Source organism: Methanosarcina mazei S-6 (assembly GCF_000970205.1).
Lineage (GTDB): Archaea > Halobacteriota > Methanosarcinia > Methanosarcinales > Methanosarcinaceae > Methanosarcina > Methanosarcina mazei.
The window spans coordinates 767,222-782,631 of record NZ_CP009512.1; the positions used below are offsets into that span (position 1 = coordinate 767,222).

The following is a 15,410-nucleotide window of genomic DNA, read 5'->3' on the forward strand; positions in this document are numbered from 1 at the left end:
AGGTCTGATTTTTCTCTTCAGGATACTCTCTCATTTTTTAAGGATAATCCACGTCTATTCCGAGAATATGGTTTTCTCCGGCAAAAACATCTCTTGCTATCCCGGCACAGCCAATTGCAGCATGCCATTTCCCAAGGCTGAGGCATTCCTGGCCAAGGTGCCTGCTGATTTTTTTCTGCACATATTCCACTTCTCCTACAGAGCCTGCAAGAAAGGCAGCTCCCGTAACTCCGTATTCTTTCAGGAGAAGCTGCATTGAAACTATTTCCATAGCTGCAAAAAGTGATATGGTATCCAGTGCGAGCAGTGCGGGCTCTTCTCCATTTTCGGCTGCATTGAGAAGTTCTCCCCTGTCTTTATAAGGAGTCATCTTCAGAGCTCCTGCTTCCATAAATGCCTGGTTCGCTGTCCTTAGCCCGTCATCAACATTTCTGATAGCTTCAAGGTCAAGAGGTCCGTGGTGAACTCCGGGAGCGAAAATACAGGCATCGATTGCCCCGATAACTTTTCCAGAGGCAACCGCAAGAGTTACAGTATTGGAGCTGATATCTGAAACAACAAAGTCTTTGTAGCCCATGCACCGGATATGATATGCAATCCCCAGCTTTTCCGGGCTTGTAAGGTGGGAAAACACCTTCATTCTCGGGTCTACTTTACTTCTCGTGTGCAGGCCGGGAATCGCTATTGCCGGAATGCCGGAATTCTTCACAGCATCAAAGACCCGTGTGCCTCCTCCGGTCTTTTTTCCCGCGCCTTCCGTACTCTGAAGCCCCCGCCCTTCAATCTTTTTTACGTCTTTAATCTCGGAAAAGCCGTCTCCCATCGAGTAAGTCAAAGCAATCAAATCTATATCTTTAACTTTGACTCCGAACTCTTTTTCAATAGATTCCAGAATTTCTTTTTCTGACATTGCAGCAGCTTCAGACCTTCCGAGTTCAAAGGTCAGAACCTTTTCACCTTCGATAAGTGCAAAACGCATTGCGGTTGTTCCGTGGTCAACTCCTATGAATGCCAAGTGATCTCTCCTGTAAAGCCTCAGAGGGCATTTTTTAGTATCTCATTCAGTTCATTCATTATTCTGTCCCCCTCTTCAGCGGTACCAACTGTTGTCACCAGCCTGATTTCCTGGAAACTTCTGCCTTCGGAGAGCAATAGCCTCAGGTTTCCCCTGGCGTCAGCTCGCAGGACTTTTCCTGCAAGTTTTCCCCCTGCAACACCTTTTACGGAAATTACGGATGGAATTACTTTTTTAAGCTCAGGATGCTGGCTTATAAGTTTTATCAGTTTTTTTCCAGCTCTCCCTCCAATAACCGTAGTATGGGTTCCACCAAGTTTATTCTTTGAAAGATTTTGAGCGTTTTCCTGTAAGCTGTCTTTATTCTCTATCATCTAGTCAAACCGGCTGACTTTACTTTTTTGTAAATGCAGCCCAGATCTCTTTATATGGGCCGCCTTTTCTTTATTCTCAGAAAAGTTCTTCTCTGTTTGTTCTTTTTATATTTATAATGTATATCTATTTACTCAGTGGAAAAGTGAATAAAATACCGGTAAATTTTTCAGGTTATATTTCATGATTATGAAAAAAGAGAATTCCAGATGTCCGGTACACCGATAAACTCAGGCACATCATATAATGTACCGTGTCTCTGGATTATTTTTCGGCTTTTTAATATTTCTTTTTCGTAAAACCCGGTATTCAATAAAATCAGATCTTTTCAAGTTCTTTCATGCCAATTAGCTTTATATTATTTTCTTCCAGGGTTTTTATCGCTTTCTGAGTGTCATTTACCCGGACAATAAGAAGGGCTTTCTGATCCCTGGTGACAAAAGCATAGGCATAGTCAAGGTTAATATTCGCTTCCCCGAAGACTTCCGCAATCCGGGACATACTTCCAGGGACGTCTTCCATTTCAATTCCCAGAACACTGGTTTCCGAAACTGTGAACCCTGCATCGTGAAGCACACGGTGGGCATAATCCGATTTATCCACAACCATTCGGATGATCCCGAAATCTCCTGATTCGGCAATGGTAAACGCTCTTATGTTTATGCCGGCACTTTTCAGTTTATTTGCCACGCTTGCAAGTCTTCCAGGTTTGTTTTCCGCAAAAAGGGAAATTTGTTTTATCACTTTATCTTCCATTCCAGCACCCATGTCCTTTTAATCCCTTATTCCTTTAAATTTATTCTTTTCTTCGAACGAATTAATTAAAATTTTGATTTCCTTTCTTTTCCTGCTTTTTAATTCCTTCTTTTCTCCTCTCACTCTTTTCTCAATATTTTCCTCTGAATATAATATAAGTTTCTGTCTGTATTTTAAACTTACAGGTGTATTATTTTTCTATATTGGGACTTGGTCTGAGCTTTAAAGAGTATTAAAAAAGGAACTGAAAAAGGAATACCTGTAAGGAATAATGTTTTACATTTTTCCGCAATTCCTTTTTCTCTGTGGAAAATCAAATTTCTTGGCCTTCTTATTTCCTGGCTTTTCTGATCTTCAAATGTAAAGCTTTCAGATCTTTCTCTTGTCTATAACTTTCTTTGATTTCCCTTCCGAACGTGGAAGAGAGCCGTGTTCGACAAGCTCTACTTCGACTGCAAGGTTAAGCACGCTCTTTAAAGCGCTTGCGATTTTCCCTTTAAGGGCCATCATATCCGACATTTTATCACTGAAGGCAGACTCATGCATCTCTATCTGCACCTTCATTGAGTCGAGCGGACCTATTCTGTCCACAATTATCATGAAATGGTTTCCGACTTCAGGGATATTCATCAAAACCGATTCTACCTGGCCGGGGAATACATTTATGCCGCGCACGATGATCATGTCATCCGAGCGTCCGCTGATGCGTGTAATCCTCGGGTGCGTCCTGCCGCATTTACAGGGATCAGACAGTTTTCTGGTAAGGTCTTTGATTCTGTAGCGGATAAGGGGGTTTGCTTCTTTTGCAAGGGTGGTAATTACAAGTTCCCCTGTCTCTCCATCAGGAACAGGCTCACCGGTTTCAGGGTCCAGAATCTCTACAAGGAAAAGGTCTGCCCAGATATGGATGCCGCACTGTTCGTCGCATTCGGTAAAAAGAGGGCCGCTGAGTTCCGAAGTCCCGTAAATATCATAGGCTTTAATCCCTGATTCCTCTTCTATTCTCCTCTTGAGCTCCTCGGACCAGGGTTCGGCTCCGAAGAATCCCTTCCTTAATTTTGTATCATTCCTGATGTTGATTCCTTCTTTCCTGGCGGTCTCAATCATGTACAGGAAGTAAGAGGGGGTGCAGGCTATGGATGTCGTGCCGAGGTCTTTCATGAGTTCAAGCTGCCTTTCTGTGTTTCCCGAACTTGTGGGGAGTACGGTTGCTCCCACTTTTTCACTTCCATAGTGGGCGCCGAGTCCTCCTGTAAAAAGCCCGTACCCGTAGCTTACCTGAAGGATATCTTCTTTCCCCACTCCTACGGAGGTGAGAGCACGGGCAAGGGATTCTGCCCAGTTGTCAATATCCTTATGTGTGTATCCTACAACAGTTGGTTTGCCTGTGGTACCCGAAGAAGCATGGAAGCGGGCAAGCTTTGAATTGGGAACGCAAAACATCCCTGTAGGGTAGGTATCTCTGAGATCCTGCTTATATGTAAAAGGTAATTTCCTGACATCTTCGAGAGTCTGGATGTCTTCCGGGCGAACCCCGTGTTCGTCAAACCTTTTTCTGTAAAAAGGAGAGTTCTCATACACGTAATGTACAAGTTTTTTCAATTTTTCTTCCTGCAACTTTCTCAAGTCGTCCACAGGCATTGTCTCGATTTCAGGATCCCAGTATTCTGGCATTTTTTTCACGCTCTTTATTCTTTATTCAGAGACCTTTTTGTTTCAGGCTGCGTCTCTTCCGGCCTTTTTTTATGTATATTTTTCATTTCATGCCCCTTGAGGTCATGCTTAATATGATTCTCTTTTCTTACCGGTTTTTCGTTTCGGAAAGTTGGGATTTTTCCCGGCGTATACGAACTTCCGATAGATATGGTAATGGAAGATTAAGTTTGATTCTCATATAAATAATAGTTGTTGCTATCGAATGGAAAAAAGATCTTATTCAGCTTTAATTGAGAATACAACAGAAAAGGCATGAGAAAAAATAATAATTTTTAGACAGGATAAAAAGTTGAAGTTATTTTACCATCTTTTGCTATTGCTTGTTCACTGTTATTATTTGCCAGTTATCTGCTTTATCAATTTATTCGTCCTCATTGACTTCGATTTCTTCCTCGGAAATCTCTTTTGCCGTGGTTCCGAGGCAGTTCTCAAGGATTTTCTTTGTCATCTCCCTGCATTTATGGAGTACTTCATCCATATTGGCAATTATATCTATTCCCGCAGCTCCTGAATGTCCGCCTCCGGTGCCGTTATATTCATTGCTAATATCTTCCATCAGCTGGCCGAGATTGACTCCCGCATTTACAGCGTCGCGTTTTGCCCTTGCGCTCACTCTGACACTTTCTCCTTTCGTCGTGCCCACAAAAGCCACATCAGCCCCGATGTTAATGAGCATGGAAGATGCAGAGCCTCCGAAAGAACTCACATGAGAAGAAGCTATGATCATATCTCCTACTCTGTCGAGTTCAACCCTGCTTGCAGCTTTCAGGATAGCTATGCGCATTGAGATGTCCTGGGGTGTAGCAGCCATAAGGTCAAGGACTTCTCCATACTCTACCCCACTTGCCTCAATAATTTTCGCCACAGTTTTGAAAGTATCGGCTGAAGCATGCTTAAAATGCCCTGTATCAGTTACTATTCCTGTGAGCATGCCAATTCCCATCCTGCGGTTAATCGGAGCTCCCATTGCTTTCAGGATATCGTAGACTATCTCTACAGTGGAAGTTGTATTCCTGTGCAGGAAAAATTCTGCGTTTTCTGTGAGGGCAGTAGTGGTATGATGGTCAATTACGCAATAACTGGTCAGCTCTATATCATTTAGCTGTGCTTTTGTCGAGGTATCGACCACGACAACAAAACCATAATTTGCAGGGTCTGGCTTATCCACTACCTCGATTCCGAGCCTGTCGATCAGGACAGATGCTACACGGTTACACCCATCCACCAGTCCGACTGTTCCTCCTATAGCTTCAGAAAGAGCGAAAGCACTGCTAACGGCATCCGGATCTGCATTCCTGTGACACAAATATAAAATGTTTCGATAGTCAAGGAGCCGGTTAAAAAACTCCGCTTCATCAACTCGCATTGTCCTCTCTGGCTACCGTTTTGTATGGGTTTCGAAAATCCCGGAAACGCGGGATTTCGGCACAATCTCCATTACAGATATAGTCCTTTTCCGTATTCTATATGTGTAGACGAAAATTAAAATTATTGTGCTCTGGGCCCAAGAGCCTGCTGGATCTGCTCCTGAAGCTGTTTGAAGCGGGCAGTAAGTCTTTCTTCCTGCCTGGAGATAGACTGAAGCCTGAGAGAGAGGGTTTCTTCTCTGTCTTTAAGTTTTGAAACGGACTCCTCTTTAGTTGTTTTTATAACCAGCTCTCCGACACTGCGGTAAATAACCGCATCGTCAGCCAGTCTTTCCAATTCCTCAAGAGCCATTTTTGACTCTTTTTGCATAGCTTCAATCTGAGATTTTTGCATGGACAGAGCCTGAACTTGCTGCTGTACCTGCTGAAGCTGTGCTATCTGGTTCTGGATTTGAGGAGGTAATTCTGAAGTCATGTAATTTTCACCTGAGTCCACAATAAACCTGAAGGGATTTTAATGTTTCTGTCCTGCAGCTTCCGAAAATTCCCTCCTCCACAGAATCGGATTAAAAACACCTGCCAAAAACTTAAACAACAAGTTGAACTTAAATAAAGACATTTAAACAATTTAATTAATATCAAAAAGATTTGGTGAAATAAATATGTTCAGATATGTCCAGATCCAGAAGAGGAAACTTTCACATTTATTATCTTTAATCTTTAATCTTTAATCTTTAATCTTTAATCTTTAATCTTTAATCTTTAATCTTTAATCTTTAATCTTTAATCTTTAATCTTTAATCTTTAATCTTTAATCTTTAATCTTTAATCTTTAATCTTTAATCTTTAATCTGTATATCTCACCAGTCATCTGGCAAAAGATAATCATAAATGAACATTTATAATACTATAATTATACACATTTATAACGCTATATTATACCGTATAACGAACATTTAATTACTGCATTATACCGATATAACTGGACATTTATATTACTGCACTAATATCGATTAATTAGCAAATAAGTTGGTTAGCGAATCGTTTCAGTGCAAGTAAAGCCGATAAACTATCCACAGTACTAACCTGTAATGTATTAACCTGTGTTCTTCAAATTGACATTCCAGATTTAAACAGGATTCAGGAGATTTGTTAAATGGAAAAAAATACGGAAAAAGGCGAAAAGCTTGAAGAAATAAGATCCCTTCTCGAAAAGTTCACGAATGCTCACGGAATTTCCGGCTTTGAAGGCGAAGTCCGGAAACTGCTTGAGAAAGAGCTTGAGCCCTATGTTGACAGTATGCGGGAGGACATTATGGGGAACCTCATCGCTGTTAAAGAGGGCAAAGGTCCTTCTGTAATGCTGGCTGCTCATATGGATGAAATCGGGCTGATGGTCAGATATATTGATGAGAACGGTTTCCTGCGCTTTGTCGGGATTGGGGGATGGTTTGACCAGACTCTTCTGAACCAGAGAGTTATCGTGCATGGCAAAAAGGGCTCCATTTATGGAGTCATAGGGTCCAAACCTCCTCATGTGATGAAAGATGAGGACAGAAAAAAGCCCGTGAAACTCGAGGACATGTTTATCGATATAGGGGCAAAGGACAGGGAGGACGCTGAAAATCTGGGTGTCGAGATAGGTACTTCAGTATCAATCGATCAGGAATTCACGACCCTGGCAAACGGAAAGGTTACCTCCAAGGCTTTTGATAACCGTGCAGGAGTTGTAATTCTCGTCAGAGTTATGAAAGAGCTTCATGAACGCGGGATTGAAGCAAATGTCTATGCTGTCGGCACGGTTCAGGAGGAAGTAGGGCTTAAAGGAGCAAAAACCTGTACTTTCTGCATCTGCCCGGATGTTGCCCTTGCCCTTGACACCACCATCCCTGGAGATCATCCGGGAATCAGCAAAATCGATTCAGCCCTGGAACTTGGAAAAGGACCGGTGATAACTGTAGCAGACGCGTCCGGAAGAGGTCTCATAGCCCATCCGCAGATTCTCAAATGGCTCCGGGAAACCGCCGATAAAAATGAGGTCCCCTATCAGCTGGGTGTAGGTTCTGGAGGCACCACAGACGCTACATCAATCCACCTCACCAAAGAAGGTATCCCTACAGGTACGGTCAGTATAGCCACACGCTACATTCACTCTCCTGTAGAGGTTCTGGATATGGCTGATATAGACGCCTGCGTTTCTCTCATTGTGACGGCAATAGAAAATTTAAAATCATACTTCTAAAGCTACCGATTTTCAAGCCTGGCAAGTTTCTCCGGCTTTGCTCGCCCAAAGAGGCGATCTCCAGAGCCGGGGCGGCTGCACCGGAACAGCACCAGTAGAGTTGTATCAACAGGGCTGGTGCTGTGCAATTCTCTTTTTATACTTACTGTTTAACAGGACAGGTTTACGGGCTACAATTTTGTGCACTTTTCATATTCTTCTTTGGCTTCTTTATTTTTCTGACTTTTATCGTCAAATAGATTAAATAATAAAAAATTGAAGATTCTGGTTCAGATTCCGGTTACCAAATGTAATACTTAAAATCTCCGGTTTTATCTTAAGCATTATATGTTTAATGATTTCCGGAGCTCAATTGATTTTTAAAGTTATTTTGCTGTTTACACAGCACCAGGTTTTGTAGCAGGATATAGTACCTGTGATAAGATTTTTGGTCAAAGTCTCTGGGCCTTTCTTATTGATTTTGATTAAAGACTTGATTTCTTTTGTTAATTCAAAAACTTAATATAGATATGCAAAAATTACTATATTTTGGAGATCAGTGGGAAATACGTGACATATATAATTATATTTATATATGATAGTTAATTCATTACTAAATGAGTTAAATCTTTTCTTTTTGTCATCTTAATTGATGAAATCAAAAAAGAAAGGCCGGAATTTAAATGCATAATTGAATATGGTATTTTAAGAGATTCCCATGTATGTGGTAAATTATTTGTAAATATGTAGGAGGTTCTTAAGATTATTTGCAGGGAGATAAAAGCTGAAGATAAAGAACAGTGGAATAACGTAGTTAAAGAAAGTCTTAATGGGACCTTTTATCATACCTGGGAATGGAAAGAGGTTATAGAAAAGGGGTTAAACTCCAAATCTTTGTCAGTGGCAGTTGAAGACGAGAAAGAAAATAAATTAATAGGGATCTTTCCATTTTTTATAAGAAATATTTTTGAAGATTACAGAATTAACAAATATTTACCGATTATTTCTAATAACTTTCAAATAGGCTGTTCTCCTCATCATAAATTATACAGTTTTGGAGGCCCCTGTGTCCCTTCCAGTCTTACCAGTTGTGAAGAGATTTACAGGTTGATGTTTGATTTCATTGATTCGTATAGTAAAAATGAAAAAAGCATTATGGATCATTTGATATATCCCTATCATAATTGCCTGGACTCGGCACTAATTCAAAACGGATATATCAAAAATGGAATTAAAAAAACTGCTATAGTTAATATAGATAGGGACCTTAATGAAATATGTAAGGGGTTTAAGAGGCAATTCAGTAGAGATATAAAAAAAGCTTCAAAAAAAGAAATAATTATATACGAAAGTCAGAACTATGAGGAAGATATAGACCTTTACTATAATCAGTTCCAGAAACTATTAATTGACAGAGTTATCGAAAGGACTGGAAATTGTTATAAGAGAGTATCATATGCCCTGGTTCCATATTCGTATTTTGAAATGCTCCGTGACGTCCTTTTTCCGAAAAAAATGGCGAGGTTATTCTTTGCAGAATACAATGGAGTAAAAATTGGAGCATTAATAAATTTTTACTATAAAGATACTATATATCTGGGTCACACCTCGGTATTGAGAGGCGAATACAACGGTCTTAACGCTTATAAGCTCTTAATCTGGCACATCATAGTGGATGGAAAGAAAAATGGCTTCAAAAATCTTGATGTAGCGGGCCTTCACCCTGATGAAACACATGGTCAATATCACTTTAAAATGGGATTTAACGGTCAGGTCAAAGAGATCGGAGTATACAGTAAATCGTACAGATATGACGAGATTAAACATGCAAAAGCAATTTATAATGAATTGAGAGGGCTAAAATAATCGTTTTTTCAAATATTACTCCTGGTCTCACCTGGAAAATAGCAGGGATCTCCCACAAAGGCTACTCTGTTATCAGCTTTTCTTGAATGCCTTTGCTCGGATCTCAGGAGTTTTTCCAGGCATCTCAATCTTTTAGTTATTGAGTTCCTCGCTTTCGATCTTCCGAAGACCGTTTCTCAGCTGTATTATTTCTGCTTCTCAGATGTATCACTTCTAATAGATTTCTCCGCGGGATTATTTATTATTCTAATAACTCTTATACTATGGATCGGCGTCTTTTTTAAACTTTTATTAATGGAATTCTAATCATATATCTGGTCTTTCCAGACCCATTTTTCGGGCGGCATGCTTTTAAAATAAATATATTGTTAACTGGAAACTAAAAATACTATGGTCTACCTATTGGAGAGAAGTCTTAGAGAAAGCGGGAGTAAGCCCGGGAATAATCCGGTGAACTCTCTCTCCTGAGATAAATATATGTAATATGTATAATAAAATGAGTTTTGCAAAATAGTATGTAATTATATAATATAGTAGTAATACTATATTTCCTGTTCTGCAGAACCAATCTATCCAAATAAAAACCAATACTGAGGGATTATATTATTTGAAAACATCCGTTTTCTGGATACTACTTTGAGAGATGGTGAACAAACACCTGGCGTAGCCCTGACGAAAGAGAAAAAGCTCTTAATTGCAAGAGCCCTTGATGAGATGAAAATCAATGTAATCGAGGCAGGCTCTGCAATTACTTCCGCAGGCGAAAGGGAATCAATCAGGGCTGTAGCGAATGCAGGGCTCAGTGCCGAAATCTGCAGCTACTGCAGGATTGTAAAAACCGACGTTGACCATGCTCTTGAGTGCGATGTTGACTCTATCCACCTTGTCGTTCCGGTTTCTGACCTGCATATCAGGACGAAAATCAAAAAAGACCGGGATACAGTAAGGCAGATTGCAGCCGATGTAACCGAGTATGCCAAAGAACACGGTCTGATTGTGGAACTTAGCGGTGAGGATTCTTCGAGGGCAGACCTTGGCTTCTTAAAAGCCGTTTACTCGGACGGAATAGACGCCGGAGCTGACAGATTATGCTTCTGCGATACGGTAGGTCTTCTGGTGCCCGAAAAAACCACTGAAATCTTCCGTGACCTGTCTTCTTCCCTGAAAGCCCCTATCAGCATTCACTGTCACAACGACTTTGGTTTAGCAACTGCAAATACGGTCGCAGCGCTCGCGGCAGGAGCAAAACAGGCTCATGTAACAATTAACGGTTTAGGTGAAAGAGCAGGAAATGCCTCTCTTGAAGAAGTCGTAATGTGCCTTGAGTGGCTGTACAAATATGACACCGGCATTAAGCACGAGCAGATATACCGGACTTCGAGGCTTGTGAGCCGCCTTACCGGAATTCCGGTTTCTCCCAATAAAGCCCTTGTGGGAGGAAATGCCTTCACCCATGAAGCAGGCATTCATGTGCACGGGCTTCTGGCTGACAAGGCAACCTATGAGCCAATGAGCCCTGAATATATTGGACGGCAGCGCCAGATCGTACTTGGAAAACACGCGGGAAGAAGCTCTATTACCCTTGCTTTAAAGGAAATGGGGCTTGAAGCTGATGATGCCCAGACTGAAGAGATTTTCAACAGGGTCAAGCAGATGGGCGACCAGGGTAAACATGTTACAGATGCTGACCTGCAGATCATCGCAGAAACCGTGCTTGATATCTACAAAGAACCTCTGGTAAAGTTAGAAGAATTCACCATAGTATCCGGAAACCGGGTGACTCCAACAGCTTCCATAAAGCTCAATGTAAAAGACAAAGAGATCGTACAGGCCGGAATCGGAAACGGACCTGTGGATGCGGTTATCAATGCTATCCGGAGAGCTGTAAGTTCCTGTGCTGAAGACGTCATCCTTGAAGAGTACCATGTAGACGCGGTTACCGGCGGAACCGATGCCCTTGTAGAGGTAAGGGTAAAGCTTTCCAAGGAAGGAAAGTCAATCACCGCAAGTGGAGCCAGGACGGACATTATCATGGCTTCTGTAGAAGCCGTAATGAACGGACTTAACCGCCTTGTCCGGGCAGAATAAGTCACAAAAAAGCATGGAACTTCAAAGGTTTTTCAGAGGACTTTTTGTCCTCTCTTTTTTTCTGTTTGAAGAAATTTTTGAAATCGGGGTCTCTGGTACTCTGAAAACCCGGAGAAACCCTCATCCATATATAACATGATTGATTATGATATATTTGCGAAATTCGCAATCAAAAAAGTGTGAGTGTGAAAGATAAGATAAATAATATAGTATTTCTTATTACACACCCTGACTGGAAAGGCTCACCTGTAATGTGAGCGCCCAGCCGGACAAAATCTCAAGAAATAAGTAAGGAGATAAATAATGACAACCGGGTCAACAGACAAAGTCAACGGCGCAAAGGCTCTTATAAAGTGCCTCGAAAAAGAAGGAGTTGACACTCTCTTCGGATACCCCGGAGGGCAGATCATTCCTTTCTACAATGAACTCTATGATTCAGATCTTCGCCACATACTTGTACGCCACGAACAGGCAGCTGCTCATGCTGCGGACGGGTACGCCCGTGCTACTGGAAAAACCGGGGTCTGCGTATCCACTTCAGGTCCCGGAGCAACCAACCTGGTAACAGGTATTGCTACTGCATACATGGATTCTGTGCCGATTGTAGCATTAACCGGCCAGGTGCCGAGGTCCCTTATCGGAAACGATGCTTTCCAGGAAGCGGATATTACAGGCATTACCATGCCGATTACCAAGCACAACTATCTCGTACAGGATCCGCAAGAAATCCCGAGGATTGTAAAAGAAGCCTTCCACATAGCGTCTACCGGAAGGCCTGGCCCGGTATTAATTGATCTCCCGAAGGATGTACAGAATATAGAGATTGACTTACACTATCCTGAGAGGGTAGAGCTCAGGGGCTATAAGCCTACTTATAAAGGAAACACTCAGCAGATTAAACGAGCCGCTGAAGAGATTGCAAACTCCTGCAGGCCTATAATCTACGCAGGTGGCGGAGTGATAAGTTCCAATGCAAGTGCAGAGCTTGTTGAGTTTGCCGAAACTATCAAGGCTCCCGTCACAACCACACTTATGGGTATAAGTTCTATCCCGACTGAACATCCCCTGTATGTCGGAATGCTGGGGATGCACGGGTGTAAGTACGCAAACTATGCGATTCAGGAATCCGACCTGATTATTGCTGTGGGAGCAAGATTTGACGACCGTGTTACCGGCAAACTCGAATCCTTTGCCCCCAACGCCAGAGTTATTCATATTGATGTTGACCCTGCAGAGATTTCCAAGAATGTAAAGGTACATATCCCCATTGTCGGGGATGCAAAACAGGTTCTCAAATCCCTGATCAGATATGTCCAGTGCTGCAGGTCAGCAGAATGGATTGAAAAGGTAAACCTGTGGAAGAAAGAATATCCTCTCAACTACAGGGAGTGCAGGGATACTATAATGCCCCAATTTGTTATCGAACAGATCTCCGAAGTCTGCAGGGATGCAATTATAGTTACCGAGGTCGGACAGCACCAGATGTGGGCTGCCCAGTTCTTCAAATACAGCAAACCCAGGACTTTCCTCACTTCTGGCGGACTCGGCACAATGGGATACGGGTTCCCGGCAGCCATGGGGGCCAAGGTGGGCAGGCCGGACAAAACCGTTATCAATATCGCAGGGGACGGCTCTTTCCAGATGAACTCCCAGGAGCTTGCAACTGTGGTCCAGAACGATATCCCTGTTGTTTCCGTGATCCTGAACAACGGCTATCTGGGCATGGTCAGGCAGTGGCAGGAACTCTTCTATGACAGGAGGTATTCCTACACATTCATTAAAGGCAGTGTTGACTTTGTAAAGCTTGCTGAAGCCTATGGAGCCCTTGGACTTCGTGCAGAGAGGCCGTCTGAAGTCAGGCCTGCAATCGAAGAGGCTGTTAATTCCGGAAGGCCGACAGTTGTTGAAGTTATTGTCGAGTGCGAGGCAAATGTTTATCCAATGGTTCCGGCAGGGGCTGCAATTAATGAGATCATTGACCTGGAGGAACACAGATGAAACATACACTTGCAGTCCTTGTGGAAAATAAGTCGGGTGTGCTCTCCAGAGTTGCTTCTCTCTTTTCAAGGCGTGGATACAATATCGACAGCCTTGCAGTGGGAGTAACCGAAGACCCTGACATCTCGAGAATAACCATTGTTGTGCATGGGGATGACCATGTGCTTGAACAGGTTACAAAACAGCTCAACAAGCTCATTGATGTTATCAAAGTCTCGGATATCGGAAGCGATGATGCCGTTGAAAGGGAACTTGCCCTTATCAAGGTCTCAGCTGATGTGGACACAAGGGCAGAGATTATCCAGATTGCAAACATTTTCAGGGCCAGGATAGTTGATGTTGCGCCGAAGTCCATGACTGTTGAGGTAACAGGTGATGAAGGCAAGATCCAGGCAATCGAAAAACTACTCCGCCAGTTCGGGATCAAGGAAATGGTCAGGACAGGCAAGATTGCAATGGTGCGCGGGCCAAAGAAGGTTTAAATATTAAGGGCAGGTAAAGAGAGGTAGCTGCTCAATTATTTTTTACAGATTGGGGCAGCCGGAAGCCTTTTCAAGTTCTGAAGGTCTTCTTAAAAACGCTCCGGGTTTCCGGCCTCTCTTTCATTTTAAAAGACCGCCCGGTTCCAGAGGCAGTGATTTTTCAAAACTCAGTTTAATTTCTGGGAAATGATTGTTGTAAATTCAAAACTCTGTTAAATAATACAGAGAATCTTATTACAAAATAAGTTCTAAAATTAAACCCTAAATTTAATTCTGAAATTAAACCCTAAATTTAATTCTAAAATTAAATTCTATAATTCAATTTTAAAATTAAGGAATTAAAGGAAAGGAATTAAAGAATAATCAGTTAAAAATCAATCAGGAGAATCGAGAATGGCAACGATAATTTATGACGACGAAACCACTTTTGATGCACTTAAGGACAGGACCATCGCAGTAATGGGTTACGGAAGCCAGGGGCACGCCCATGCCAGGAACCTCCACGAATCCGGGCTTAATGTTATTGTCGGGCTCAGGCAGGGAAGTTCAAGCTGGGCAAAAGCCGAGTCTGACGGTCTTAAAGTCATGACTGTTGACGACGCCTCCAGAGCTGCGGATGTTATCATGATCCTCCTCCCTGACGAAAAGCAGGCAGCAGTTTACTATTCTCAGATTGAGCCCAACCTGAAAGCCGGAGACGCCCTTGTTTTTGCTCACGGCTTCAACATCCACTATAACCAGATAGTGCCTCCAAAAGATGTCGACGTCTTCATGGTTGCCCCCAAAGGTCCCGGGCACATTGTCAGGAGGACCTACACTGAAGGCATCGGGGTTCCGGGCCTGATCGCAGTCTACCAGGACGCGACCGGAAAAGCCAGAGACCTTGCTCTTTCTTATGCAAAGGGAATAGGCGCCACAAGGGCGGGAGTCTATGAGACCACTTTCCGTGAAGAAACCGAAACCGATCTCTTCGGAGAACAGGTTGACCTCTGCGGAGGGCTTTCTGCACTTATCAAGACCGCTTTTGAAGTGCTTGTAGAAGCAGGGTACCAGCCGGAAATGGCTTACTTTGAGACCTGCCACGAAGTTAAACTCATTGTTGACCTTATCTACGAAGGCGGGCTTGAGAGAATGTGGCACTCAGTTTCCAATACTGCCGAATATGGTGGCATGACAGTTGGTCCCAGGGTCATCAACGAGTATTCCCGTGAAGCCATGTACGAGGCACTTGAGAGGATCCAGAACGGAGAGTTCGCAAAAGAGTTCGTACTCGAAGGCATGGTCAACCACCCTGTTCTTAAAGCCATGGAACGCCAGGAAAAGGAACACCAGCTTGAGGTTGTCGGAAAACAGATCCGTGCAAACATCCCCTGGCTCAACAAGAAGATTGATGACGACTGAACGTGAAATTGCTCTTTCTCATTTCTAGCCAGGTCAGTTATATGGCCTGGCAGGCTCATTTTTTATGAAACATTTCCTTGATGGTTCATTTTTCTCGTTGCTTTTTTCTGCCGCTTCTTTTTTGACCT

At 42.7% G+C, this 15,410-nt stretch carries 12 protein-coding genes; 6 read left to right on the forward strand and 6 right to left on the reverse strand.

Features of this window, described 5'->3' with window-relative positions; translation table 11 throughout:
• Positions 1-37: 37 nt before the first annotated feature.
• The 6 genes from MSMAS_RS03375 to MSMAS_RS03400 all read right to left on the reverse strand — a co-directional run bounded on the left by MSMAS_RS03375 (position 38) and on the right by MSMAS_RS03400 (position 5,701).
• On the reverse strand, positions 38-1,015 hold the full coding sequence (locus tag MSMAS_RS03375; RefSeq protein ID WP_015411271.1) for a methanogenesis marker 12 protein: 978 nt from the start codon (positions 1,013-1,015) through the stop codon (positions 38-40).
• A gap of 20 nt (positions 1,016-1,035) precedes the next feature.
• Positions 1,036-1,389, reverse strand: coding sequence for a DUF2103 domain-containing protein (locus tag MSMAS_RS03380; protein ID WP_011032629.1), 354 nt, complete (start codon positions 1,387-1,389; stop codon positions 1,036-1,038).
• Between the two features lie 316 nt (positions 1,390-1,705).
• Entirely contained in the window at positions 1,706-2,143 is a 438-nt protein-coding gene (locus MSMAS_RS03385) for an ACT domain-containing protein (protein ID WP_048038603.1), read from the reverse strand.
• A gap of 369 nt (positions 2,144-2,512) precedes the next feature.
• The gene (locus MSMAS_RS03390; protein WP_048039161.1) at positions 2,513-3,817 is read right to left on the reverse strand and encodes a phenylacetate--CoA ligase family protein; all 1,305 of its coding nucleotides are present in this window, start codon (positions 3,815-3,817) and stop codon (positions 2,513-2,515) included.
• 403 nt (positions 3,818-4,220) lie between these two features.
• Complete coding sequence (locus MSMAS_RS03395; protein ID WP_011032626.1) at positions 4,221-5,225, reverse strand: DHH family phosphoesterase; 1,005 nt, start codon at positions 5,223-5,225, stop codon at positions 4,221-4,223.
• Between the two features lie 122 nt (positions 5,226-5,347).
• The gene (locus MSMAS_RS03400; protein WP_011032625.1) at positions 5,348-5,701 is read right to left on the reverse strand and encodes a prefoldin subunit beta; all 354 of its coding nucleotides are present in this window, start codon (positions 5,699-5,701) and stop codon (positions 5,348-5,350) included.
• A 681-nt stretch (positions 5,702-6,382) separates the two neighbouring features.
• Here MSMAS_RS03400 and MSMAS_RS03405 point away from each other — a divergent pair.
• The 6 genes from MSMAS_RS03405 (at position 6,383) to ilvC (ending at position 15,282) form a co-directional block, all read left to right on the forward strand.
• Positions 6,383-7,468 (forward strand): M42 family metallopeptidase, encoded by a 1,086-nt coding sequence (locus tag MSMAS_RS03405; RefSeq protein WP_048038645.1) that lies wholly within the window; start codon positions 6,383-6,385, stop codon positions 7,466-7,468.
• 879 nt (positions 7,469-8,347) lie between these two features.
• Positions 8,348-9,313: a lipid II:glycine glycyltransferase FemX gene (locus MSMAS_RS03410; RefSeq protein WP_048038646.1), complete on the forward strand. Its 966-nt coding sequence runs from the start codon at positions 8,348-8,350 to the stop codon at positions 9,311-9,313.
• 615 nt (positions 9,314-9,928) lie between these two features.
• Positions 9,929-11,401: a (R)-citramalate synthase gene (locus MSMAS_RS03415; protein WP_080925738.1), complete on the forward strand. Its 1,473-nt coding sequence runs from the start codon at positions 9,929-9,931 to the stop codon at positions 11,399-11,401.
• 303 nt (positions 11,402-11,704) lie between these two features.
• Positions 11,705-13,399, forward strand: a complete 1,695-nt coding sequence (locus MSMAS_RS03420) for an acetolactate synthase large subunit (RefSeq protein WP_011032621.1) — start codon at positions 11,705-11,707, stop codon at positions 13,397-13,399.
• A complete protein-coding gene (gene ilvN, locus MSMAS_RS03425; RefSeq protein WP_011032620.1) occupies positions 13,396-13,881 on the forward strand; it encodes an acetolactate synthase small subunit in 486 nt (161 codons plus the stop codon). The genes MSMAS_RS03420 and ilvN overlap by 4 nt, the downstream gene beginning before the upstream one ends.
• 393 nt (positions 13,882-14,274) lie before the next feature.
• Positions 14,275-15,282 carry a ketol-acid reductoisomerase gene (gene ilvC / locus MSMAS_RS03430; protein ID WP_011032619.1) on the forward strand — a complete coding sequence of 336 codons (1,008 nt, stop codon included), beginning with the start codon at positions 14,275-14,277 and terminating at the stop codon, positions 15,280-15,282.
• Positions 15,283-15,410 lie beyond the last annotated feature (128 nt).

Coding starts and splice junctions, on each gene's coding strand:
- MSMAS_RS03380 (WP_011032629.1), bottom strand. CDS start 1,389: ATGATAGAGAATAAAGACAGCTTACAGGAAAACGCTCAAAATCTTTCA.
- MSMAS_RS03385 (WP_048038603.1), bottom strand. CDS start 2,143: ATGGAAGATAAAGTGATAAAACAAATTTCCCTTTTTGCGGAAAACAAA.
- MSMAS_RS03390 (WP_048039161.1), bottom strand. CDS start 3,817: ATGCCAGAATACTGGGATCCTGAAATCGAGACAATGCCTGTGGACGAC.
- MSMAS_RS03395 (WP_011032626.1), bottom strand. CDS start 5,225: ATGCGAGTTGATGAAGCGGAGTTTTTTAACCGGCTCCTTGACTATCGA.
- MSMAS_RS03400 (WP_011032625.1), bottom strand. CDS start 5,701: ATGACTTCAGAATTACCTCCTCAAATCCAGAACCAGATAGCACAGCTT.
- MSMAS_RS03405 (WP_048038645.1), top strand. CDS start 6,383: ATGGAAAAAAATACGGAAAAAGGCGAAAAGCTTGAAGAAATAAGATCC.
- MSMAS_RS03420 (WP_011032621.1), top strand. CDS start 11,705: ATGACAACCGGGTCAACAGACAAAGTCAACGGCGCAAAGGCTCTTATA.
- ilvN (WP_011032620.1), top strand. CDS start 13,396: ATGAAACATACACTTGCAGTCCTTGTGGAAAATAAGTCGGGTGTGCTC.
- ilvC (WP_011032619.1), top strand. CDS start 14,275: ATGGCAACGATAATTTATGACGACGAAACCACTTTTGATGCACTTAAG.